Consider the following 23065-nt stretch of genomic DNA (forward strand, 5'->3'; position numbering starts at 1 on the left):
CCGGGAGGGTACGGGGGCCGGGAGGGTACGGGGGCCGGGAGGGTACGGGGGCCGGGAGGGTACGGGGCGCGCACTCGGCGGCGGGGCGCAGCTTCGGTGGCGGGGCGCGGTTTCGGTGGCGGGAGGCGGCTCCGGTGGCAGGGCGCCCCACCGCCGGAGTTCCTCCGCGACCGGCGCGCCTCAGTCCCGGGGGTTCCTCCGCAGCAGGTACGTGTCCATGATCCAGCCCTTGCGGCGCCGTGCCTCCTCGCGCGCCTCCGTGATGCGGGGAGCGGTCTCGGCCAGGGGGCCGGAGAGCAGGATCTCGTCGGGCGTGCCGATGTAGGCGCCCCAGTAGATGTCGATGTCCTCGCCCTGCCGGTCCGTGTACCGCTCGTAGGCCCGGTGGGCGTCCAGCATCACGACCACGTCGTCGACGCCGTCGGGCAGGCCCTCGGCGAGCCGCCGGCCCGTGGTGATCTGCACGGGGCGCGCCACGCGGTTCAGCCCCGTGCGGTGCCGGGCGGCCAGGGCCGACACGCTGCTGACGCCCGGCACGACGTCGTACTCGAACGCCACCGCGCCCCGCTCCAGGACCTCCTCCAGGATCCCGAGCGTGCTGTCGTACAGCGCGGGGTCGCCCCAGACCAGGAAGGCGCCGCTCTCGTCCGCGCCCAGCTCCTCGGCGATCACGCGCTCGTAGAGGCCGGCGCGGGCGCTGCGCCAGTCCCCGACGGCGGGGGAGTAGGCCGTACCCCCGGCCGCGCGGTCGCGCTCCGGGTCGCGCACCTCCACCAGCCGGTACGTCCCCTCGGGCAGGTGCGCGTCCAGGATGTCCCGGCGCAGCCCCACGAGGCCGGACCTGGCCTCGCCCTTGTCGAGCAGGAAGAACACGTCCGTGTCCCGCATCGCCTTGACCGCCTGCAGGGTCAGCTGGTCGGGGTCGCCCGCCCCGATGCCGATGACATGAATCCTTCGCACGCCCCGAGTCTGCCGCACACCGCCCGGCCCCGGCCGCCGGGCCCTGTTGCGCGGACGGTCCCGCCGGGCCCCGCTCCGCGCCCGGTCCCACCGTGCACCGTCGTCGGCCGCCCTGCCCCGCTACCGCCCGTCGGGGCGCAGCACGGGGGCCGAGGCCGCCGCGTCCACCGCCGTCCCGGCCCGCTCCACCGCGTCCGCCAGCTCCCGGCCCCAGCGCGCGAGGTCCGCCGTCGCCATCCCGTAGGGCCGGGGCGTCCCGGAGACCGCCGCCCACTCCTCGACGGCCCCCGCACCGCGCCGCAGCAGCCGCGCCCCGCCCTTGGCGTTGCCGCGCGCCGCATGGGTGAGGCCCACCGCGAGCTGCGCCATGCCCCGCCACAGCGTCCGCTCCCCGGGCGGCCCGGACTTCCAGGCGTCCTCGAAGACCTCGTGCGCGTGGAAGGGCCTGCCCGCCGTGAGCAGGGCCTGGGCCTCGGCGACGGTCTCCTCCGGGGCCCGCACGACGCCCTCGGGCTGCCGTTCCACACCGTCCGCCCCGTACGGCAGCGGCCGCCCGAGGCCGTCCCGCGGCCGCGCGTTGCGCGCCCGCCCCTCGCTGTCCCGGTCCCGGCCGTCCCGGCCCGGGCCGTGTCCGCCCTCGTGCCGGCCCGGCCCCTCGTCGTCCCGGTCGCGGTCCGTGTCAGAAGTCCCGTTCATGCCCTGGATTGTCCCCCGGGCCGTGCCCCTCACGGAGCGGTGCCGCAGGTGAGGTAAAGTTCTGTCCGAGCGTTCACGCGGCTTTGGCCGCGACGGGACGCATCGGGACGTGGCGCAGCTTGGTAGCGCACTTGACTGGGGGTCAAGGGGTCGCAGGTTCAAATCCTGTCGTCCCGACAGCGGAAAGGGTCTCCGCGGGCGTGAGCCCGGGAGACCCTTTCGTGCGTCGCGGGGCCGTCCCGTCCCGGGGGAACGCCGCCGGCGTCCCCGCGTGAACCGGCGCCCCTGCGAGGACCTAGTCCCTGCGAGAGCCTACGAGAACGTCGCCGACCCGTCGCGCTGCGCGGGGATGCCGGGAGCGGTGCCGCCCGGATGCAGGGCCACGGTGCGGGTGGGCGCCGGGATGCGGATGCCCTCCTCCTGGTACCGCTTGTGCAGCTGCTTGATGAACTCGTGCTTGATCCGGTACTGGTCGCTGAACTCCCCGACGCCGAGGATCACCGTGAAGCCGATCCGGGAGTCGCCGAAGGTGTGGAAGCGGACGGCTGGCTCGTGGTCGGGGAGGGCGCCGGAGACGCCGGTCATCACGTTCGCGACCACCTCGGACGTGACGCGCTCGACGTGCTCCAGGTCGCTGTCGTAGCCGACGCCGACCTGCACGGTGAGCGTCATCTGCTGTTCCGGACGGCTGAAGTTGGTCATGTTCGTCCCCGCCAGCTGCTTGTTGGGGATGATCACGAGGTTCTTCGACAGGTCCTCGACCACGGTGTTGCGCCAGTTGATGTCGACGACGTAGCCCTCCTCGCCGCTGGTGAGGCGGACGTAGTCGCCGGGCTGGACCGTCTTCGAGGCGAGGATGTGGACGCCCGCGAAGAGGTTGGCGAGGGTGTCCTGCAGGGCGAGCGCGACGGCCAGACCGCCCACGCCCAGGGCGGTGAGCAGCGGGGCGATCGAGATGCCCAGGGTCTGCAGGACCACCAGGAAGCCCATCGCGAGCACCACGACGCGGGTGATGTTCACGAAGATCGTGGCCGATCCCGCGACGCCCGACCGGGACTGCGCCAGGGACCGCACGAGGCCGGTGACCACGCGGGCGGCGGTCAGTGTGGCCACGAGGATCAGCAGCACGGTCAGCGTCTGGGTGACCGTCTGCTCGATGCGGGCCTTCAGGGGCAGGGCCGCCGCTGCGGCCGCGGCGCCGGCCGTGATCGCGGCGCAGGGCACCAGGGGGCGCAGCGCGTCGACGACGACGTCGTCGCCGGTCCAGCGGGTCCGGGTCGCGTGCTTCGCGAGCCAGCGCATCAGCAGGCGCAGCAGCAGGCCCGCCACGACGCCGGCGACCAGCCAGACCCCGGCGACGATCAGGTCGTGGGCGGTGAGGGCGCGGTTCACCGGGCGCCTCCCGCGGAGCCGGACACGGGCCGCGCCCCCGGTATGTGATGTGTCGTCACCTTGTCACCTTGCTCATGAATGCTGAACATACGGGCGTTTCCCGCCTGTTCCGAGGCCGTCGAACGGCGGACCCGATCATCCTGCCGTACGCGCGGGGCGGTCCGCGCGGCGAGGGCCCCGCCGGGCGGCCGGGGATGCGGTCCCGCCCCGCGCGCGGACGACCGCGGACGACGGCGCCGGGCGGCGGGGAGCGACGGGGAGGACGACGGGCGGTGGGGAGCGGCGGGGGGTGATGGAAGGTGACGGGTGATGACGGTTGGCGACGGAGGGCGGCGCGGAGCGATGAAAAGCCGCGGAGAGCGGCGGCGGGCGGTGAGGAGGGCGCGGTCCCGGACCTTGACCTCAATGATGCTTGAGGTCCTAGCGTCGTCCGCATGAGCATGGAGACCACCGCCTGGACCCAGCTGTACAGCGTCACGCACGCCCAGCGGGAGCGCCGGCCCCTGGCCCGCGCGACCCTGCGCCGCGTCGCCGCCTTCGCCCGCCCCCACCGCCGCCGCATCGCGCGGTTCGTGCTGGTCGGTGTGGCGACCGCGCTGCTCGCCGTGGCCACGCCCGTCCTCGCGGGGCGGGTCGTCGACGCGATCGTGTCGGGCGGCGACGCGGACACCGTCGTACGCCTCGCCGTCCTCATCGCCCTCATCGCGCTCGCCGAGGCGGCCCTCGGCCTCCTCGGCCGGTGGCTGTCGGCGACGCTCGGCGAGGGGCTCATCCTCGACCTGCGGACCGCCGTCTTCGACCACGTGCAGCGCATGCCCGTCGCCTTCTTCACCCGGACGCGCACGGGGGCGCTCGTCAGCCGCCTCAACAACGATGTGATCGGCGCGCAGCGGGCGTTCAGCAACACCCTGTCCGGTGTGGTGGGCAACGTGGTCACACTGTTGCTCACCCTCGCCGTCATGCTCACCCTCTCCTGGCAGATCACCCTGCTCGCGCTGGTCCTGCTGCCGGTGTTCGTGGTCCCCGCGCGGCGTACGGGCCGGCGGATGGCCCGGCTCCAGAGCGAGGCGGCCGACCTGAACGCGGCGATGGGCACGCGGATGACCGAGCGGTTCTCCGCGCCCGGCGCCACCCTGGTCAAGCTCTTCGGGCGGCCCGACGAGGAGTCCGCCGAGTTCGCGGCGCGGGCCCGGCGCGTGCGCGACATCGGGGTCCGTACGGCGATGGCCCAGTCGGCGTTCATCACCGCGCTCACCCTCGTCTCCGCGCTCGCCCTCGCGCTGGTCTACGGGCTCGGCGGCTGGTTCGCCCTGCGCGGCGGCCTGGAGGCGGGCGCCGTGGTCTCCCTCGCCCTGCTGCTGACCCGGCTGTACGCGCCGCTGACCTCCCTCGCCGGGGCGCGCGTGGAGGTGATGAGCGCCCTGGTCAGCTTCGAGCGGGTCTTCGAGGTGCTCGACCTGAGGCCGCTCGTCGCGGAGAGGCCGGACGCGCGGGACGTGCCGGAGGGCCCCGTCGCCGTGGAGTTCGACGGCGTCCGCTTCGGCTACCCGTCCGCCGACAAGGTCTCCCTGGCCTCCCTGGAGGAGGTCGCCGCCCTCGACACCCGGGGCGGCGCCGAGGTCCTGCACGGCGTCTCCTTCCGCGCCGGGCCCGGGCAGACCGTCGCGCTCGTCGGCTCCTCGGGCGCGGGCAAGTCCACCGTCGCCCACCTGCTGCCCCGCCTGTACGACGTGGACGAGGGCGCCGTCCGCGTCGGCGGCGTCGACGTGCGCGACCTGAGCGCGGCCGCGCTGCGGCGTACGGTCGGCATGGTCACCCAGGACGGCCACCTCTTCCACGACTCCGTGCGCGCCAACCTCCTCCTCGCCCGCCCGGAGGCCACCGAGGACGAACTGTGGGACGCTCTGCGCCGGGCCCGCCTGGAGGACCTGGTCCGCGCCCTGCCCGACGGCCTCGACACCGTGGTCGGCGAGCGCGGCTACCGGCTCTCGGGCGGCGAGCGCCAGCGCATGACCATCGCCCGGCTGCTCCTGGCCCGCCAGCGCGTCGTCGTGCTGGACGAGGCCACGGCCCATCTCGACAACACCTCCGAGGCCGCCGTGCAGGAGGCGCTCGCCGAGGCGCTGGAGGGACGCACCGCGCTGGTGATCGCCCACCGCCTGTCCACCGTGCGCTCCGCCGACCTGATCCTGGTGGTCGAGGCCGGCCGCGTCGTGGAGCGCGGCACGCACGAGGAACTGCTCGCGGCGGACGGCCGGTACGCGCAGCTGCACCGCACCCGGCTCGCCGGGGCCGGGGAGCCCTTTGCCGGTCCGGACGGGGAGGCGGGGCCCGCCGGTGCCGCGGGGAGCACCGCGGCGGGGGAGCCGGCGGCGTAGACGGCGGTGGCGCGGGCGACGGTGGCGCGGGCGACGGTGGCGCGGGTGGTGGCGGTGTGAGCGGTGGCGGCGCGGGTGGTGGCGGTGTGAGCGGGTGGCGGCACGAGTGGTGGCGGCGTGAGGGGCGGTGACCGGGCCGCCGGTGTGTGGCCGGGGCGACCCGGTGCGGGCCTACTGGGGCGGGGCTCCGCGTCGTAAGCTGAGCAAACAGCCCTTGACCTGCAAAACGCAGGCAGGGAGCCTACTTCCGGGAGTGCCTCGATGCTGCGCACCATGTTCAAGTCCAAGATCCACCGTGCCACCGTGACCCAGGCCGACCTGCACTACGTCGGGTCCGTGACCATCGACGCCGACCTGCTGGACGCCGCCGACCTGCTGCCCGGCGAGCTCGTCCACATCGTCGACGTCACCAACGGCGCCCGCCTGGAGACGTACGTCATCGAGGGCGAGCGCGGCTCCGGGGTCATCGGCATCAACGGCGCCGCCGCGCACCTGGTGCACCCCGGCGACCTGGTGATCATCATCAGCTACGCCCAGGTCACCGACGCCGAGGCGCGGCAACTGCGACCCCGCGTCGTGCACGTGGACCAGGGCAACCGCATCGTGGCGCTCGGCTCGGACGCGTCCGAGCCGGTACCGGGCTCCGGCACCGAGCGCAGCCCGCAGGCCGTCGGCGCCTGATCCGCGGGCGACGCGACGGGGAGGGGCGGCCGGTCTTCCGGCCGCCCCTCCCCGTCTTCCGCGGTCCGCCCAACACGGCACCGTACGGCCGCTTTTCGACGGCATGCGGTATTTCGTCCCAGTGGATCCATCGTGACATCCGGACAGGGTGGCCAAGTATGATCCGGAGACACCGGTTCCTCGTACGACAGGCAGGTGCGGGGGAATGCCGTCGCCTTCGCACGCGTCGTCCGGTGGCCTTTCGGATCGCCCGCCGCACAAGGGAGTTGCCAGGTGGGGAGTGTTGCCCAGAAGATCACCGGTATGGCATCGCGGTAAGCCGGTGCACGGGTCCGAGTCCAATTCCCCATACCAGTTCACGTACGTAACCCGGGATTCACTTTCGATGTTTGTGGCGTATGAAATGGTGTCGGCCACGCGTTTTCCGTTGCCGGTCGTCGAAAGGGGCCACCGCTGATGCGCTGGGGCCTGCGCCGGGCCGCGTCGCGCCCGTCCGACACCGGCCGGGCGCCGCAGGCCGAGTCCTCCCGGCCCGGCCTCCTCGTCGAGGAGTACGACCGCCTCCTGCTGGTCCGGCGCTCCTCCGACGAGCTGCTCGGCCCCGCGGACATCGCCGACCTCACCCGGGTCCTCGAGGTGGACGGCGACGACACGGTGACCGTCGTCGCGGGCGCCGACGGGAACACGGCCGCCGCCCTGTGGGCGCGGCTCGGCGCCCTGCTGGACACCCTGTGCAGCGACGGCATGGGCACCATCCGGCTGGCCATGTCCGGCGCGGGCGACGACCGCCCCGGCCGGCCGGCCGTCGCCCGCCGCATCGCCGACGCCTGGGAGGTCGACGTCATCGCCCCCGACGGCACGGTCCTCGGCGTGCCGGGCGGCGGGCTCTTCGTCCACGACGTGCCGTCCGACGACGGGGCGGCCGGCGGCCGGGAACGCGGCTGGTGGCGCTTCTCGCCCGGCGCCGAGCCCGTGGCGCTCGGCCCCCGCCAGCCCGCCCCCCTCTGGCAGCCCGTCCCGGGCACCCTGCCGTCCCGTACCCGCAGCGGCTGCGTCGTCGAGCAGATCCCGGCCGGCGTGCTCATCCGCCCCGACGGCGCCCGCGCCCCGCGCCCGGGCGACCTCTGCTACGCCGTGCCGGTCGACCGGCACGGCCTCCTCGTCGTCCTCGGCGTGCCGGACGGCGAGGACGTCGTCACCGACGACGTGGCGGACGTCGTGACGGCGCTGCCCGCCGCCGCGCGCTCCGTCCTGCGGTTCGCGCCGGGCGGCCGCCGGGACGTGCTGCGCGTCGGCCAGGACGCCGCCGAACTGGTCGGTGCCGAGGTCGTCGTCTACAGCGGGCTGCCGCTGCTCGCCGAGTCCGGCACCCGGCACCTCGACACCGTGCGCTCCACGACCGTGGGGGCCGACGGGGCCCCGCGCTGGCAGCCGTTCGTCGACTCCGTGATCTGCGCGCCCGGCGCGTCCTCGCCCCGCCTGCTGCGCTGGAGCCCGCCGCTGCCCGGCCCGGGCAACCCCCAGCGCGGCGTGGTGCGCCTGTCCGACCGGTGGCAGGCCGCCGTGACCCGGGCGGGCGTGTCGATCATCGGGACGGACGCGGAGCCGCCCGCCCTCGCGGGCAGGCCCGTGGACCCCCAGGGACCGGACATCGAGGTGGGCCTGCCGGGGGAGGCGCTCGACCGGTCGCTGTGGCCGGTGCTGGAGCGACTGCTCGGCGGGCTGCCGTCGGGGGTGTCGGCACGGGCGCGCGTGCACGTCCACGGCACCGCCGTGGACGGCGGCCAGGAACTGCGCCGGCTGGCCGCCGAGTACCAGGTACGCAGCCTGCGTTTCGCGGCGTTCGGCAGGGCGCCGGCCGCCGTGCCTCCTCCGCCGGTGGCGCAGGGCGCGACCGCGGGCCGCCCCGTGCCCGCAACCGCGGGCCACCCCGCGTACGGGCAGCCGCAGCAGAGGCCGGCGACCGCCGGACCCGCCGCGACGGCGCACACGACGGCGCCGCACGGTCCGGGGCCGGCCGCCGCCCCCGGGGCTCCCGCCGGGCAGCGGATGCCCGCCGGACCAGGGGTCCCTGCCGGACAGCACGTGCCTGCCGGACCGGGAGTACCCGCCGGGCCCGGGGCTCCTGCCGGACGGCGGATGCCTGCTGGGCAAGGGGCTTCCGCCGGGCAGCAGATACCTGCTGGGCCCGGGGTCCCTGCTGGGCAGCAGATACCTGGTGGGTCCGGGGCTCCTGCTGGGCGGCAGATGTCCGCCGGGCAGCAGGCGCCTTCCGGGCCGGCGGCCCCTGCCGGGCAGTACGTGCCTGCAGGGAACGCGCCCGGTGCGGCGCCCCGACCGGGGAGGCCCGCGGCTCCTGGGACCCCCGCCCCGCACACGTCCGGCGCTGCGCCTGCTCCGAGGGGTGCCGGGACGCCCGGCCCGGCGGGCGCCGGGGTACCTGCCCCGACGGGTCCTGGGGCCTCCAGGCCGACGGCCCCGGGGACCGTTGGTTCTACGGCTGCCGGGGTTCCTGCCTCGGCGGCTCCAGGGACCGTTGCTCCTGCGGGTCCTGGGGCTTCCGCCCCGGCGCGCCCGGGGACCGCTGGGCCTGCGGGTGCCGGAGTTCCTGCTACGGGGCCTGGGACCGCCGGCCCGACGCGTACCGGGGTGTCCGGTCCGGCGGCTGCCGGTGCTTCCGCCTCGGCGGGCGCCGGGGGACCTGCGCCGTCGGGCTCCGGAGCCCCCGACGGGACGGGACCCGGAACTCCCGGCCGGACGGGAACCGGAGCCGCCGCGCAGGCCGGTGCCCGTGTCCCGCAGGGGTCTGCCGCACCCGCGCCGACGGGTCCCCGCAGCCCGCAGGGGCCTGCCGCACCCGCGCCGACAGGTGCCCACGGCCCGCAAGGACCCGCCGCACCCCCGTCGCCCGCCGGTCCGGGCTCCGGTCGGGGCACCGGCCGGGACGGCGCCTCCGCGTCGGGGCTGCCGTCCGTTCCGCCTCGTTCCGGTTCAGCCGCGACGGAGGTTCCCCCGGGTCCCGCCGGGACCGGGACACCGGCCGGCGCGCCTCCCGCGGGAGCGAGTGCGCCGACTCCGCCCGCCACCGGGCCGCACCGGCCCGGTCCGGCCCGGCCCGCGACGCCGGGAGCCGGCGCGGCGCCCGGTCACGGCGCTGCCGGCGCCGAGCCGCCCCGGTCCCCGTCCCGCCCCGTCCCGCCGTCGCCGACGGCCGGTCAGGAGCGCGGACCGCGCCCGGAGCAGGAGCGGACGCAGCGCCCACCGGTCCCTCCGGTGCCGGGTGATGCTCCTGCCGCGCCTCCCACGCGCACTCCGGCGGGGGGAGAGGGAGATGCCGGGGCGCGGGCACGGACCACCCCTGCCGCTCCCGCGCCCGCTGCCGTCCCCCCGTCCGTACCTCCGGCAGGAGGACCCGCGCGCCCGGGCGGCGACACGGGGACGAGCCCGGCCCCGACCCCGAACGCCGCCCCGACCCCGAACGCCGCCCCGGCTCCGGACTCCGCCCCGGACCCGGCCGCGACCCCGCGCCCGGCTTCGGCCCCGCGCCCGGACGCGTCTCCAAGCCAGGCCCCGGGCCCCAACCCGCCCGTGAGCAGCGGCGGTCGGGACGCCGGACGCGGGGGACCGTCCCTGCCCGGCTCTCCGAGCCGTCCCGCCCCCACCCCCGCCGGTGCCGCGCCCCGGGCCGCCGAGGAGCGCCCCCGTCGCGACCGGCCGTCGGACCCGCCCGCGCGTACGGCCGCGACGCCCCCCGCGTCACCGGGTACGGGCGCCGCCCCCATGCCGCCGCCGACGGCGGTTCCCGCGCGGCCGCTGCCCCCCGTGCCGTTCCTGCCCGGGCACCAGAGCACGCCCGAGGAGCGTTCCGCGTTCCGCGCGCTCGCCGACTCGGCGTGGGACCGCCAGGCGGCGGTCGTCACCCGTACGTTCAACCGCATGCCCGCGCTGCGCGGCCACGAGCAGGAGGCCGCGCGCGCCGATCTGATCGCACTGCTGCTCTACCTGCAGGCGCCGGGCAGCCCGCTCGGCCACGAGGAACTGAACCGGTGCCTGCGCACCGACGACCCGCGGCTGCTGCCCTACGCGGCCTGCGTGGCCTCGGCCCTGCGGCGCATGCCGTCCTTCCGCGGCGCGGCGCTCCGCGGTGCCGGACCGGCCGGCGGCGGGACCACCCGGACACCGGCCCCCGGCACCGTCCTGCGGGGCCCGGCCCCGGTGAGCGCGCTGCCGTGCGACGGCCGCGGCCCGTCCCCCGCGAGCGCCCGGTACGCCATCTGGTCGGTGACCGGCCGCCGGGTGCGGCAGCTGTCCGAGGACGCGGGCCCCGACGCCCGGCACGACGAGGTGGTCTTCGCGCCCGGCACCGCGTTCCGGGTGCTGGAGGTGCGGGCCGAGGGCCCCTCGCCGCTCGTCCTCCTGCGGGAGCTGCCGGCCGGTCCGGCCCCCGTCCCCCTCAGCCACGCGCCACTGGACGATCAGGACCGTGCCGTGCTCGCCCGCCTCGACCAGGCCCTGGCCCGGCACTCCTCGGGAGCCGCGGCGTTCGACTGGCCCGGACGCTGCGCCGGGCCCGTGGGCTCCCCCGACCAGTGAGACGACCGAACGGAGTACCGATGCCGCAGCAAGAAGGCGGGAAGACGCCGTCGAACCCCACCGTGCGCAGGGCGTCCGTCCTGCCCGCGGTCGCGGCCGAACCGGGCTCCGCGCTCGAACGGCTCGCCAAGGCGTCCGGCGGGTCCGCCGCGGACGGCGACGGGAGACCCGCGGTCACGTCCGCGGCCGATCCGGCGGGCGCCCCCGTGACGGAGACCGGCACCGCCCCGGCGTCGCCCGCCCCCGCCCCCGCAGACAGTGCGCGGGAGGCGGACGCTCAGGAGGCGGACGTCCAGAAGACGGGCACTCAGGAGACGGGCACCCAGAAGACGGACGCGCAGGGTACGGACGCCCAGGGGGCCGCCGCCCAGCAGGTCCCGTCCCGGACCGCCTCCGAACCCGAGGCCGCCGCCGTCACGGACCCGCCGTCCGCCGTCGTCGTCGGCATGCCGTCCGCCGCGGCCGGTTCCGCGGTCCGGGAGTCCGGCCGCACGGCCGCGGACGACGTCCCGAACGGCCGTCCCAGGAAGCCGGTGCTGGCGGCGGCCGCGATCGCCGGAGCCGTCCTCATCAGCGTGCCGCTCCTCCTCGTGACCGGGTCGGACGACGACCGGTCCGCCGGGTCCGACCGGGCGGAGCCCGTCGGCGGCACCGTCCTCCAGGGAGACGGACCGGCCGCCACGCAGGGAGCCGGCGGGTACGCCACCGCCCCGCCCTCCGCCACGCCGGAGAAGACCGGGACCGCGCCCGAGGACAAGCCGGCGAAGAAGACCGAGGCCGCCGCGCAGCCCCGGACGACACCGGAGGCGTCGGCCGCCTCGCCCTCCGTCAGTCCGAGCCCCAAGACCGAGAAGAAGGCCGCGGCGGTCAAGCCCAAGGCGACCCCGGGACGGTCCCTGCCGCAGGGCGCGAACTTCGACACGACCACCAAGGTGCTGGTCAAGAACGTCATGACGGGGATGTGCGTGGACGTCCCGGCTTACGGCAAGGGCACCGTGAACGGCCCCGTCAACCAGTTCACGTGCGACCGGAGCGGCGACAACCAGCTGTGGGACCTCGTGGTGGCCCAGAACGGTGCCGGACCGTCGGGAGCCGACCTCTTCACGATCCGCAACAGCAAGGACGGTTACTGCCTGGACCTCGGCGAGTACGGGGGCCGGCCCGCCGGTACGCCGGTGTCCGAGTTCCACTGCGACGGCAGCACGGCCGACAACCAGCTCTGGTACCTCGACAAGAAGTCCGCGGGGAAGTTCTGGATCCGCAACTACGCCAGCGGCAACCGCTGCCTGGACGTGTCCGGCTACTACGGGGTCGGAGGCAAGGACGCCCGGCTCACGATCTTCGACTGCAACCTGAAGGACGACCACCTGTGGTCCTTCTCCTGAGTCCGCCGGCCCTCTGAACCCCCTCAGCCGCTGAGGACCCGACCCGGACGATTGCGAGGCAGGACAGATGTCCCCCCAGAACGACGGCGCGGAACCGGCCGGCGCGTCCCCGGCCGCCGCGGACACCGGGGTGCCGAAGGTGCGTCAGGCGTTCGCGCTGCCCGAGCCGGTGGCCGCTCCGACGGCGGAACTGGCCCCGGCCGTCGCGCGCGCGGCGGCGGCGACCGAAGGCCGCACCGGCACCACCGGTGGCACAGGTGCGGACAGTGGCACCGGCACCGGCATGGACAGTGGCACCGGCACCGGCATGGACAGTGGCACCGGCACACGAGGGCCGGAGACCGCGGTCGGGACCTCGCGGACCGGCCCGGAATCCGCTCCCGCCCCAGCTCTTGCCCCTGCTCCCGCTCCCACCCCGGACCCCGGCGCGGACGCCGACGTAGACCCCGCCCTGGACCCCGATACGGACCCCGGCGCGGACGTCCCGGCCGCCGCGGCTGCCGCGGCACCGGCCCGGGAGCCGGTGTCGGTCCCGGTCGCGGCGGTCCGGTCCGGTGAGCAGTCGGCCGGCACGGCGGCTCAGACGGCGTCCGGGCGCCCGAAGAAGTCGGTCCTGGCCGCCGCGGCGGTCGCCGGGGTGGTGCTGGTCTCCGTACCGTTCCTGCTCCTGGGGCCCGACCGGGACCGGTCCGCCCCGGCGGCGGCGGTCGGCCCCACGGACGGAACGGTCCTGGGGGCCGGGGCGTCCGAACCGCCCGGACAGTACGCCGCCGGATCCTCCTCGCCCTCGCCCTCCCCCTCCTCCTCCCCGTCGGCCGAGTCCGCCTCCCCGGACAAGGACGGGAAGGGCGATGAAAAGGAGGAGAAGGACGAGAAGGGGAACGACGGGGGCGCGGCGGGGGCGGCCGGGGAGAAGACGCGGACCCCCACCGGGTCGGACGGGAAGAAGGACGAGCCCGCCGCGGGCGGCAAGCCGGCCGGGGCCCCCGTGACCGTCGCGGGCGACGCCCTGGTGAGCAAGGCCTCGGGGAAGTGCCTGAGCGCCGGGCGGGGCACCGACGGCACCCAGTTGACGCTGCGGACCTGCAACGGCTCCGCCGAACAGCACTGGGACTTCCGGTCGGACGGCACCATCCGCTCCAAGGGCCTGTGCATGGACGTGGCCTGGGCCTCCAAGGAGGACGGCACGGTGATCCAGGTCGCCTGGTGCAGCGGCAACCCGGCCCAGCAGTTCCACCTGAACGGCGCCGGGGACCTGATCGCCGGGATCGCCGACAAGTGCGTGGACGTCCTCGACGCCGGCACCGCCGACGGGACCCCGGTCCAGCTGTGGTCCTGCGCCGGCTCCGCCCACCAGAAGTGGTACCGGAGCTGACCGTGCGGCAGACGCGAGCGCACCCGCCGGTACGAGCACGACCGGGATCACGCGGGCTAGAGTGTCCGCTCCCGTGCCACCGGTGTCACCAGTGCCACCGGTGTCCCTTACGCCACATCTCGTCGTGACCGTCGCATCCGCCCCCACGGGGCCGACGGCTCCCGATGCCCTGTTACCGAGGAGAAGTGACTGGATGGTTTCCCAACACCCCGCCCCCAAAGGGGCCGACCCCTCGACCGGCGACGCCGCGCCGCGCGTGCGGGTGGCCGTGCCGCTGCCGGTCGTCTCCTCCGAACCGCCCGACGGCACGCTGAGCCCGGCGACGCGGTCGGCGACGGCCGACGGCCCGGAGATACCCGCGGGCCCGAAGCGCGGTGCGGACGAGGCCGCGTCCGGGACGCCCTCGGCCGGAACGGGGACCGACCCCGTCACGAAGGCCGGCACGACCGGTACCGCCAAGAAGGCCGCGGGCAAGGCGGCCAAGGGCAAGGCGATCGCGGGCGAGCCGGCCACGGTCGAGGTGGCCACGGTCGAGACGACCGGGAACGGGCCGGCCGCGAGCGAGGCCCCCACCACGCGCATGGCGAAGCAGCCGGACGGACCCGTCGGGGCCGCCGGTCCCGCCCGCTCGTCCGACACGGCGACCGACCCGACCGCCGCCGACGGGGCCCGGGCCGAAGCCGGGACCAAGGCGGAGGCCGGAACCAAGGCCGAAGCCGAGAGCAAGGCGGAGGCCGAGAGCAAGGCGGAGACCGAGAGGGACGCCACGGTGGTGGCGATCGCCGCGGCCGCGGCCGACAGCGGCACGATGCCGCCGGCCCCCGGCACCGCCACGAGCACCGGGCGTCCCAAGAAGCCGGTCCTTGCGGCGGCCGCGATCGCGGGCGCCCTCCTGGTGGCCGTGCCGCTGCTGCTGGTCGGCGGGGACAAGGACGACGAGGCCGGGCGGAGCACCACCGAGCTGGCCGGCCAGGACGCCGGCACCCTGCTGGACGGGGGCGCCGCGAGCAGCACCCCGGAGACCTACGCCACCGAGAAGCCCGAGCCCTCGGAGAGCCCGGAGAAGAAGGCGAAGAAGGTCAAGGCTCCGCCGGTCGAGCCCTCGCCGACGCTCGAACCCAGCAGCCCGCCCGCGTCGTCGGCCTCGCCGAAGGCCGAGGCGAAGAAGGTGCAGGCCGAGCCGAAGAAGGCGAAGGAGACCCCGAAGCGGGAGTGGACGACCGAGACCGTCTCGGCGCCCAGCACGCTGGAGGTCGGCCAGGCCTGGACCACCAACCGGATCCGGATGGTCATGCAGCAGGACGGCAACCTGGTCGTCTACAACGAGAACGGCAAGGCCATCTGGGCGTCCATGATGTTCGGCCAGAACCACAGGGCCGTCTTCCAGGAGGACGGCAACCTCGTGGTCTACAACCCCAACCAGCCCGTCTGGGCGTCCCGGACCGACGGCCACAGCGGCGCGAAGCTGGTCCTGCGTTCGGACGGCAAGGTGGTCATCATGGACGGGAACACGGTGATCTGGTCCACCTGAGCCGGTCCGCCGACGCATGACGGTGCGTTCCGGGGGGACCCCGGGGAGAGGAGCCGGTGCCGCACGGCGCGGGTTCCTCTCCCGGCCGGGCCGCCCCCCGGCGACGACGGCCGCGAAGGCACCGTCCGCCGCGCACGGCGTGCGGGCGCCGAGGACCAGATGATCATCATCGGTTACGCTCGGACGGCCGACGCCGAGGCGCGGCAGCCGCGGTCCCGGGACGTGCGCACGGCCCGGGACGGTCCGGTCGCGGTGCTCGGCGCGGACCGTCCGAGCCGGTGCCGGACCCCGGCACCGAGCGCAGCCCACAGGCCGTCAGAGCCTGGGCCTCACCGCGAGGAGAACAGACCATGACCTCATTCTCGATCCGCGACGAACGGGAGCAGGGACGTCTGGAGGCGTACACCGGCGACGGCGAAGTGGTGGGCCGTATCGAGTACTTCGTGCTCGACGACCCCCAGCGCGCGCTCGTGCCCGTGCACACCGTCGTCGAACCCGCCCACGAGGGCCAGGGCATCGGCAGCTCGCTCGCCCAGGAGCTGTACGCCGTCGCCGAGCGCGAGGACGTCGCGGTCGCGCCGCTCTGCCCGTACGTCAAGAAGTGGGCCGAGCGGCATCCGGAGGACGCCCCGGCCGCCGCGCCCGAGCTGATCGACGCCGCGAAGAAGTGGCTGGCGGAGCACCCGGGCCGGTTCTGACCCGCCGCAACCGGAACGGCCACCTGGCCGTCGTCCCGTCCCGCGACGGGGTGAGTGCCCGCGCGGCGCGAGGGTAGGCGGGGGAAAAGTCCAGAGCCGACGTACCGAATGGCTGGAGGACACCATGACGCACCCGTATCCCGATCCCGTGCCGCCGGGACCCACGCCGGGGCCCGGCCCCGACCCGGTCCCGCCGAACCCGACCCCGCCGGGTCCGGGGCCCGACCCGGTCCCGCCGACCCCCACGCCGCCGGTGCCCGGCCCGGGACCCGACCCGGCGCCGAGTCCGGACCCGACCCCGTCGCCGCTCCCCGACCCGTCGCCCGACCCGGTGCCGCAGCCGGGCCCGCTGACCTGAGCGGAGACCGGCCGCGCGGACGGCACGCGGGCGCCGCACGGAGGAAGGCGTGCGGACGCCCCGGAGCAGAGGACCGGTGGCCCGGCGCGGACACGTCCCGCACCGGGCCACCGGTCCTTCCGCACCGGGCCACCGGTCCTTCCGCGCACGGGGCGCATGCGTGGGACCCGCGCACAGGGCCGGCCCACGCACGAGGCCCGCTTACGAGGCCCGCTTACGAGGCCCATGCACGAGATTCATGCATGGGACCCGCGTACGAGATCCGCGCACGGAGGCCCGTGTGCGCAAGGCCGCGTACGCGGGCGGCTCCGCCGTCGCTCAGGCCTCCACCTGGGAGCGGTCGCCGCCCCACAGCGTGTGGAACGACCCCTCGCGGTCCGTCCGGCGGTAGGTGTGCGCGCCGAAGTAGTCCCGCTGGGCCTGGGTGAGGGCCGCGGGCAGCCGCTCGGCGCGCAGGGCGTCGTAGTAGGCGAGTGCCGCGGCGAAGCCCGGGGTCGGCACGCCCTGGTGGACGGCGGCCGCCAGGACCGCGCGCCAGTCGTCCTGCGCGGCGGCGATCTCCTGCGCGAAGGTCTCGTCGGACAGCAGGCTGGGCAGGTCGGGCCGGGCGTCGTAGGCGGCGCGGATGCGGTCCAGGAACGCCGCCCGGATGATGCAGCCGCCCCGCCAGATCGAGGCGACGGCGCCGAGGTCGATGTCCCAGCCGTACTCCTCGCCGCCCGCGGCGATCTCGTGGAAGCCCTGCGTGTACGACACGATCTTCGACGCGTACAGCGCCTGCTCCACCCGGTCGGCGAAGGCCGCGGCCTCCGACTCGCCCAGCGGCGTCGCCCGGGGCCCCGCCAGGCCGCGCGAGGCCTCCCGCAGCCCGGCGTGGCCGGACAGGGACCGCGCGAACACCGCCTCCGCGATGCCGGACACCGGCACGCCCAGGTCCAGCGCGATCTGCACGGTCCAGCGGCCCGTGCCCTTCTGCTCGGCCCGGTCCTGCACCACGTCCACGAACGGCTCGCCCGTCGCCTCGTCCACGTGCGCCAGGACCTCGGCGGTGATCTCGATGAGGTAGGAGTCGAGCCGGCCGGTGTTCCAGGTGCGGAAGATCTCCGCGATCCGCGCGGGGGAGTAGCCCGCCACGTCGCGCAGCAGCTGGTACGCCTCGCCGATCAGCTGCATGTCCGCGTACTCGATGCCGTTGTGGACCATCTTCACGAAGTGTCCGGCGCCGTCGGGGCCGACGTGCGTCACGCAGGGCGCGCCGTCCTCGGCCTTCGCCGAGATCTTCTCCAGCATCGGGCCCAGCGACCCGTACGACTCCTGCGAGCCGCCCGGCATGATGCTCGGTCCGTGCAGCGCGCCCTCCTCGCCGCCGGAGATGCCCGTGCCCACGAAGTGGATGCCCTGCTCGCGCAGTTCGCGCTCGCGTCGCCGGGTGTCCGCGAAGTGCGCGTTGCCACCGTCGATGATCATGTCGCCGGGCTCCAGGAGCGGAGCGAACTCCTGGATCACCGCGTCCGTCGGCTCGCCCGCCTTGACCATCACCATCAGCCGCCGCGGCCGCTCCAGGGCGGCCACGAACTCCTTGGCCGTCTCGGTCGCGATGAAGTCGCCCTCGTCGCCGAACTGCTCCACCAGTTCGTGCGTGCGCGACGCCGTCCGGTTGTGCAACGCGACGGTGTAGCCGTTGCGGGCGAAGTTCCGGGCGAGGTTGCGTCCCATGACCGCCAGGCCCGTGACACCGATCTGCGCTGAGTTGCTCATGCCGTTGGCTCCCAAAAGGTTCCGGAATCGGTACTGCCCCTCGTGCCCGCCAGTATCGCGCCGCCCCGTCCCCGTCCGGGTGAGGCGGGGGCCCGCGCGCCCTGCCGTGCCACCGATGCATACGCGGCCGGGGCCCCACCTGCCTCAGTCCGCCCGCGGATCGCGTCCCGCACGGCGCACGCGGCGCGTCGGCCGCCCCCTGCGCGGCGGCCCCCGCGAACTTCGGTGGACACGACACGGACCGAGGGCAACCGGAATGCGCTCTCGGCCTCCTGAGCCCCTCGCGCGGCCGATAGCCCTCTTGTCATGGCCAGTTCTCTGCGTTTACTTTTGCCGCTCCTGACGCATGTCGAGGGGGCTACTCCATGGCCGTACGCGGCCGGCACCGCCGGTACCAGCCGAACAGGATCAACCGCGCCTCGCTCACCGTCACGGCGGGCGGCGCCGGAATGGCGCTCCCGCTCATCGGGACCGGCGTCGCCGACGCCGCCGACGTGGGCACCTGGAACGAGGTCGCCGCCTGCGAGTCCTCCGGCGACTGGGACATCGACACGGGGAACGGCTACTACGGCGGCCTCCAGTTCAGCCGGTCCACCTGGGAGGCGTACGGCGGAACGGCCTACGCCCCGCGCGCGGACCTGGCCACCCGGGACCAGCAGATCGCCATAGCGGAGAAGGTGCTCGACGGGCAGGGACCCGGCGCCTGGCCGGTGTGCTCCCAGCGCGCGGGCCTGTCCCGCGGCGGCGCCGCCCCGGACATCAGCACCGCGGGCGCCTCGGCCCAGACCGAGCGGTCGCGCCCGGTGGGGCAGGACGGGGAGCGCGGGGGCGAGGGGACGGCGAAGAAGCGCACCGTCCGCGAGGTGACGCCCGTGTCCACCCCGCAGTCGCGCGCGGGCACCGCCGAGACGTACACGGTCGTCCGCGGCGACACGCTCTCCAGCATCGCCGACGCGCACCGCGTCCGGGGCGGCTGGCGGGGCCTGTACGACATGAACCGCGAGACGCTCGGCTCGGATCCGGACCTCATACTGCCGGGCCAGCGCCTGGACCTGCGCACGAAGGCGGCGGGCAAGGCGGACGGGAAGTCCGCCGGGGCGAAGGAGAAGGCCGGCAAGGCCGAGAAGGCCCGCAAGACGGAGCAGAGGACCGAGCGGAAGACCGGGAAGAAGGCGCCGCAGAAGACCCAGAAGAAGACCGAGAAGAAGACCGAGAAGAAGACCGAGAAGAAGACCGAGGCCCACTCCGCCGCGCACGCCCTCTCCGCCCCGGTGAGCGGCGCCCCCCTGGGCACGCGCTACCACGCCACGGGTTCGTCCTGGTCGAAGGGCTACCACACGGGCGTCGACTTCCCCGTGCCCACCGGCACGTCGGTGAAGTCCGTCGCGGCGGGCCGGGTCGTCACCGCGGGATGGGGCGGCTCCTTCGGCTACCAGGTGGTCGTCAAGCACGGCGACGGCCGCTACACCCAGTACGCCCACCTCTCGGCGATCTCCGTGAAGGCCGGGCAGAGCGTCGGCGCCGGGCAGCGCATCGGCCGCTCCGGGTCCACGGGGAACAGCTCGGGCCCGCACCTGCACTTCGAGGTGCGCACGGGACCCGGCTTCGGCAGCGACATCGACCCGATCGCCTACCTGCGCGCGGGCGGCATCAGGATGTGACGCGCGGACGCGGCGGGACCGGCACCGGCAGGACCGGGGCGCAGGGCGCGCCGTAGAGGGCGCCGTACAGCGGGGCCCAGCGCGTCACGTCGGGCTCGTCCGCCGCGTCCTCCGGCCCTCCTCCGTCCCGCCCGGGCGGGACGGAGGCACTTCCGGCCGGCGAGGGTCGGAGGCCGTCGTGCGCGGCGCCGCCGGGCGCCGGGACGAACAGCGGGGAGGCAGCCGACGCCTCCTGGAACACCAGCAGGTCCGCGGGACCGTCCGGGGGACCGGAGCGCGCGGCCGGCTGCCCGGGCACGTCCGGGAGACCGGTCGTCCGGCCGGGGAAGCCGGGCAGGCCGGGCGCGTCCGTCCGCGGTGCCCGCGCGAAGGTGGCCGGCAGGCCGGCGGCCGCGGCCGGGAGCAGCGTCTTCCGGCCATCCGCCGGGTCCGCTGCCGCGGCCGGCGTCCGCGGGCCGCCCAGCCGCTCCGTCGTCAGCAGGATCAGGCCGCCCGCGGCGACGACCGCGCTGCCGAGCGCGAGCACGGTGCCCGCCGTGCCGTACCGGAAGGTCTCCCCGAACAGGGTGAGGCCGACCGCGGCGGCCACCACCGGGTTCACGACCGTCAGCGTGGCCAGCGGCGCCGTGAGGCCGGCGCCCCGGTAGGAGGCCTGCGACAGCAGCATGCCCGCCGTGGCGAGGACCGCGATCGCGGCCAGGCCCGGCAGTTCGGCGAGCGGGGCGCCGCGCGTGAAGTCCACCGTCACCGTCTTCGTGAACACCGAGGAGATGCCGAAGGCGACGCCCGAGGCGACCGCGAGGAGAATGCCGCGCACGGCCGGGTGCCGGTGCGCCGCGCGCGCCGCCGTCATCAGCGCCACCACGGCGGCACCGGTGACCACCGCGAGGAGCAGCAGCTGCGGATCGCTCAGCGACCGCGTGTCCGCGGCTCCGACCAGGGAGAGCAGACCGGCCAGTCCCGTCGTCGCCATCAGCGCGCCGCGCCAGGCCGTCGCCCCCGTCCGGCGCCCCACGCAGAGCGCCGCCATGGGCAGGGCGAAGACGATGGTGAGCGCGCCCAGCGGCTGCACCAGGCTCAGCGGCCCGTAGGCCAGCGCCACCACGTGCAGCAGCGCGCCGAGCCCGTTGAGCGCCACGGCGGCCCACCAGGCGGGGCGGTACAGCGGGGCGTACGGCCGGCCGTCGCCGCCGGCCGCGTCCGCGATCCGCTCCTGGACGATCGCGCCGCCCGCGTAGGCGACGGCGGAGACCAGTGAGAGCAGGACGGACAGCGCGAGGGCGCTCATGACGCGCTCCTGTGCGGGAGGCGGGCGCGCCCGGGCGTACGGGGCGCCCGGCGTGATGAACGGTCGGCTTCCATACACCTCACCATGCCGTGCGCGGACGTCCACGTCGTCGTACCTGAGCAGGCATTGCGTCCTACTACCGACGGAGTACTGCGCCCGCTCCGTCATCCTCGCGTCGGGCGACGCGGGGACGGGACTCCCCTACGGCTTCCCGTAGGGGAGTTGGTGTACTGGGTCCCCATGGAGCTGGACCCCGCACTCGCCCGCCTGTCCGCCCTGGGCGGTTTCTTCGCGCTGCGCACCGGGCGCACGCCGGACGTGCCCCCGCCCGCACTGCACCGGGCGTACCTCCCGCCGGTCCCCGGGGCCGCCGGGACGGACCCGCTGGACCGCCGGGTGCGGACGGTCGCGGCGCGGCTCGGCGTCACCGAGGCGCGGGTCGCCGCCTCGGTGGCCCAGCAGGGGCTGGCCGCCCGGCTGTGGTCGGTCGCCCTGGGCGCGGCGGCGCTGTACGGGCGGGTCCCCGACCTCGACCCGCGGCTGCTGCGCTGGGACCCGGACGCCGCCGCCCCCGACGACCTGTGGCTGACGGCCGTACGGGCGCTGCCGGGCGACGCGGCCACCCTCCACGAGGTCGTCGAGGTGGGCCATCTGCGCCCGCTGGCCGCGGCCCTGCGCGCCCGGCACCCCGTCGCGGAGGGCCTGCTGCGGGGCAACGCCGCCTCCGCCCTCGCGAGCACCGCGCGTCTGCTCGGGCAGTGGGCGCGCGTCCACGACCGCCCCGACGCGGGCGAACGCGCCCGCGCGCTCGCCGCGGACCTCCTGTCCCGGCCCGGTCTGCGCGACGCGGGCACCCTGCGCGGCACGGCGTACCGGCGGCGCAGCTGCTGCCTCTACTACCGCGTCCCCGGCGGGGGTGTGTGCGGCGACTGCTGCTTCCCGTACCCGCCCGGCCGCTCCTGACCCTCCTTCCGAAGACCCCGCCGCCCGGCGCCGGGCAGCGGGCCGGGGGAGGGCGACCGGTCCCCGCCGCCCTCCCCCGGCCAATGTTGATCGTGCCCTTCCGCCCGGCCCGCATCTGGGTGACCATGTGGGGACCGACCGTCGAGGCAGGGGAGCTGCGGGTGCGAGTGGGACTGCTGACCCGGGAGTACCCGCCGGACGTGTACGGCGGCGCCGGCGTCCACGTGGAGTTCCTGGCCCGGGAGTTGCGTCCGCTGGTCGACCTGGACGTGCACTGCTGGGGCGAGGGCCGCTCCGACGGGGTGCTGCGGCACCGGCCCTGGTCCGCGCTCGACGGCGCCAACGACGCGCTGCGCACCTTCTCCGTGGACCTGTCCATGGCCGCCGCCCTGGAGGGCCACGACCTGGTCCACTCCCACACCTGGTACGCCAACCTCGCCGGCCACCTGGCCAAGCTCCAGTACGGCGTCCCGCACGTCGTCACCGCCCACTCGCTGGAGCCGCTGCGCCCCTGGAAGGCCGAGCAGCTCGGCGGCGGGTACGCCCTGTCCGGCTGGGCCGAGCGCACCGCGGTCGAGGCCGCGGACGCCGTGATCGCCGTCTCCGGCGCCATGCGCGAGGACGTCCTCGGCTGCTACCCCGCCCTGGACCCGGCGAAGGTGCGCGTCGTCCACAACGGCATCGACACCGCCCTGTACCGCCCCGACCGCGGCACGGACGTCCTGGAGCGGATCGGGCTCGACCCCGCCCGCCCGATCGTGCTGTTCGTCGGCCGCATCACCCGGCAGAAGGGCGTGCCCCACCTGCTGCGCGCGGTGCGGGACATCGACCCGGCCGCCCAGGTCGTGCTCTGCGCCGGCGCACCCGACACCCCGGAGATCGACCGGGAGTTCCGCGAGCTGTACCGCGAGCTGGACCGGGTGCGCGAGGGCGTGCACTGGATCCCGCAGATGCTGCCGCGTCCCGACGTGATCCAGCTGCTCACGCACGCCACGGTGTTCGTCTGCCCCTCGGTCTACGAGCCGCTGGGCATCGTCAACCTGGAGGCGATGGCGTGCGGCACGGCCGTGGTCGCCTCCCGCGTCGGCGGGATCCCCGAGGTCGTCGAGGACGGTGTGACCGGCCTGCTCGTCCCCGTGACGGAGGAGGGGGAGAAGGACGAGGGCGGCTTCGCGGAGCGGCTCGCGCGCGCCCTGGACTCGCTGCTCGCCGACCCGGACACCGCCCGCCGCATGGGCGAGGCCGGACGGGAGCGCGCGGTGCGGGAGTTCGGCTGGGACGCGGTCGCCCGGCGCACGGTGCTGCTCTACGAGGAACTGCTCAAACAGGAGTAACCGCGGCAGGAGTA

15 protein-coding genes and 1 tRNA gene are annotated in these 23065 nt (G+C 75.7%); 11 read left to right on the plus strand and 5 right to left on the minus strand.

The features are described 5' to 3' along the window. Positions 1-180: 180 nt before the first annotated feature. Both cobF and IE271_RS22460 read right to left on the minus strand, forming a co-directional pair. On the minus strand, positions 181-960 hold the full coding sequence (cobF, locus tag IE271_RS22455) for a precorrin-6A synthase (deacetylating) (RefSeq protein ID WP_190192192.1): 780 nt from the start codon (positions 958-960) through the stop codon (positions 181-183). A gap of 120 nt (positions 961-1080) precedes the next feature. Continuing rightward, positions 1081-1656: a DUF309 domain-containing protein gene (locus IE271_RS22460; protein ID WP_190192193.1), complete on the minus strand. Its 576-nt coding sequence runs from the start codon at positions 1654-1656 to the stop codon at positions 1081-1083. A gap of 103 nt (positions 1657-1759) precedes the next feature. Between IE271_RS22460 and IE271_RS22465 the strand changes: the two genes are divergently transcribed. Beyond that, a tRNA-Pro gene (locus IE271_RS22465) sits at positions 1760-1833 on the plus strand. A gap of 135 nt (positions 1834-1968) precedes the next feature. On the opposite strand, the gene IE271_RS22470 is transcribed toward IE271_RS22465, so the two are convergent. Next, on the minus strand, positions 1969-3048 hold the full coding sequence (locus IE271_RS22470; RefSeq protein ID WP_190192194.1) for a mechanosensitive ion channel family protein: 1080 nt from the start codon (positions 3046-3048) through the stop codon (positions 1969-1971). Positions 3049-3488: 440 nt separating this feature from the next. Here IE271_RS22470 and IE271_RS22475 point away from each other — a divergent pair, with 440 nt between their 5' ends. From IE271_RS22475 to IE271_RS22505, 7 genes are all read left to right on the plus strand, one after another. After that, positions 3489-5426 (plus strand): ABC transporter ATP-binding protein, encoded by a 1938-nt coding sequence (locus IE271_RS22475; protein WP_190192257.1) that lies wholly within the window; start codon positions 3489-3491, stop codon positions 5424-5426. Positions 5427-5687: 261 nt separating this feature from the next. Then, a complete protein-coding gene (gene panD, locus IE271_RS22480; protein ID WP_190192195.1) occupies positions 5688-6107 on the plus strand; it encodes an aspartate 1-decarboxylase in 420 nt (139 codons plus the stop codon). Between the two features lie 456 nt (positions 6108-6563). Continuing rightward, a complete protein-coding gene (locus tag IE271_RS22485) occupies positions 6564-10700 on the plus strand; it encodes a hypothetical protein (RefSeq protein WP_190192196.1) in 4137 nt (1378 codons plus the stop codon). 20 nt (positions 10701-10720) lie between these two features. Further along, entirely contained in the window at positions 10721-12085 is a 1365-nt protein-coding gene (locus IE271_RS22490; RefSeq protein ID WP_190192197.1) for an RICIN domain-containing protein, read from the plus strand. A gap of 67 nt (positions 12086-12152) precedes the next feature. Beyond that, the gene (locus IE271_RS22495) at positions 12153-13460 is read left to right on the plus strand and encodes a ricin-type beta-trefoil lectin domain protein (RefSeq protein ID WP_229919492.1); all 1308 of its coding nucleotides are present in this window, start codon (positions 12153-12155) and stop codon (positions 13458-13460) included. A gap of 193 nt (positions 13461-13653) precedes the next feature. Further along, positions 13654-14991, plus strand: a complete 1338-nt coding sequence (locus IE271_RS22500; RefSeq protein WP_190192198.1) for a mannose-binding protein — start codon at positions 13654-13656, stop codon at positions 14989-14991. A 350-nt stretch (positions 14992-15341) separates the two neighbouring features. Then, on the plus strand, positions 15342-15689 hold the full coding sequence (locus tag IE271_RS22505) for a GNAT family N-acetyltransferase (RefSeq protein ID WP_190192199.1): 348 nt from the start codon (positions 15342-15344) through the stop codon (positions 15687-15689). 676 nt (positions 15690-16365) lie between these two features. On the opposite strand, the gene gnd is transcribed toward IE271_RS22505, so the two are convergent. Then, positions 16366-17805 carry an NADP-dependent phosphogluconate dehydrogenase gene (gene gnd / locus IE271_RS22510; RefSeq protein ID WP_190192200.1) on the minus strand — a complete coding sequence of 480 codons (1440 nt, stop codon included), beginning with the start codon at positions 17803-17805 and terminating at the stop codon, positions 16366-16368. Positions 17806-18170: 365 nt separating this feature from the next. Between gnd and IE271_RS22515 the strand changes: the two genes are divergently transcribed. Continuing rightward, entirely contained in the window at positions 18171-19466 is a 1296-nt protein-coding gene (locus tag IE271_RS22515) for a transglycosylase family protein (protein ID WP_190192201.1), read from the plus strand. Here the strand turns inward: IE271_RS22515 and IE271_RS22520 are convergent. Beyond that, positions 19456-20754: a DMT family transporter gene (locus IE271_RS22520; protein ID WP_190192202.1), complete on the minus strand. Its 1299-nt coding sequence runs from the start codon at positions 20752-20754 to the stop codon at positions 19456-19458. The genes IE271_RS22515 and IE271_RS22520 overlap by 11 nt on opposite strands. A gap of 240 nt (positions 20755-20994) precedes the next feature. On the opposite strand from IE271_RS22520, the gene IE271_RS22525 reads away from it, so the two are divergent. Then, a complete protein-coding gene (locus IE271_RS22525) occupies positions 20995-21717 on the plus strand; it encodes a (2Fe-2S)-binding protein (RefSeq protein ID WP_190192203.1) in 723 nt (240 codons plus the stop codon). 161 nt (positions 21718-21878) lie between these two features. Further along, positions 21879-23051, plus strand: coding sequence for a glycogen synthase (glgA, locus tag IE271_RS22530; protein ID WP_190192259.1), 1173 nt, complete (start codon positions 21879-21881; stop codon positions 23049-23051). Positions 23052-23065 lie beyond the last annotated feature (14 nt).

The sequence above is a fragment of the Streptomyces minutiscleroticus genome (assembly GCF_014650875.1).
In the GTDB taxonomy this organism is placed as follows: domain Bacteria; phylum Actinomycetota; class Actinomycetes; order Streptomycetales; family Streptomycetaceae; genus Streptomyces; species Streptomyces minutiscleroticus.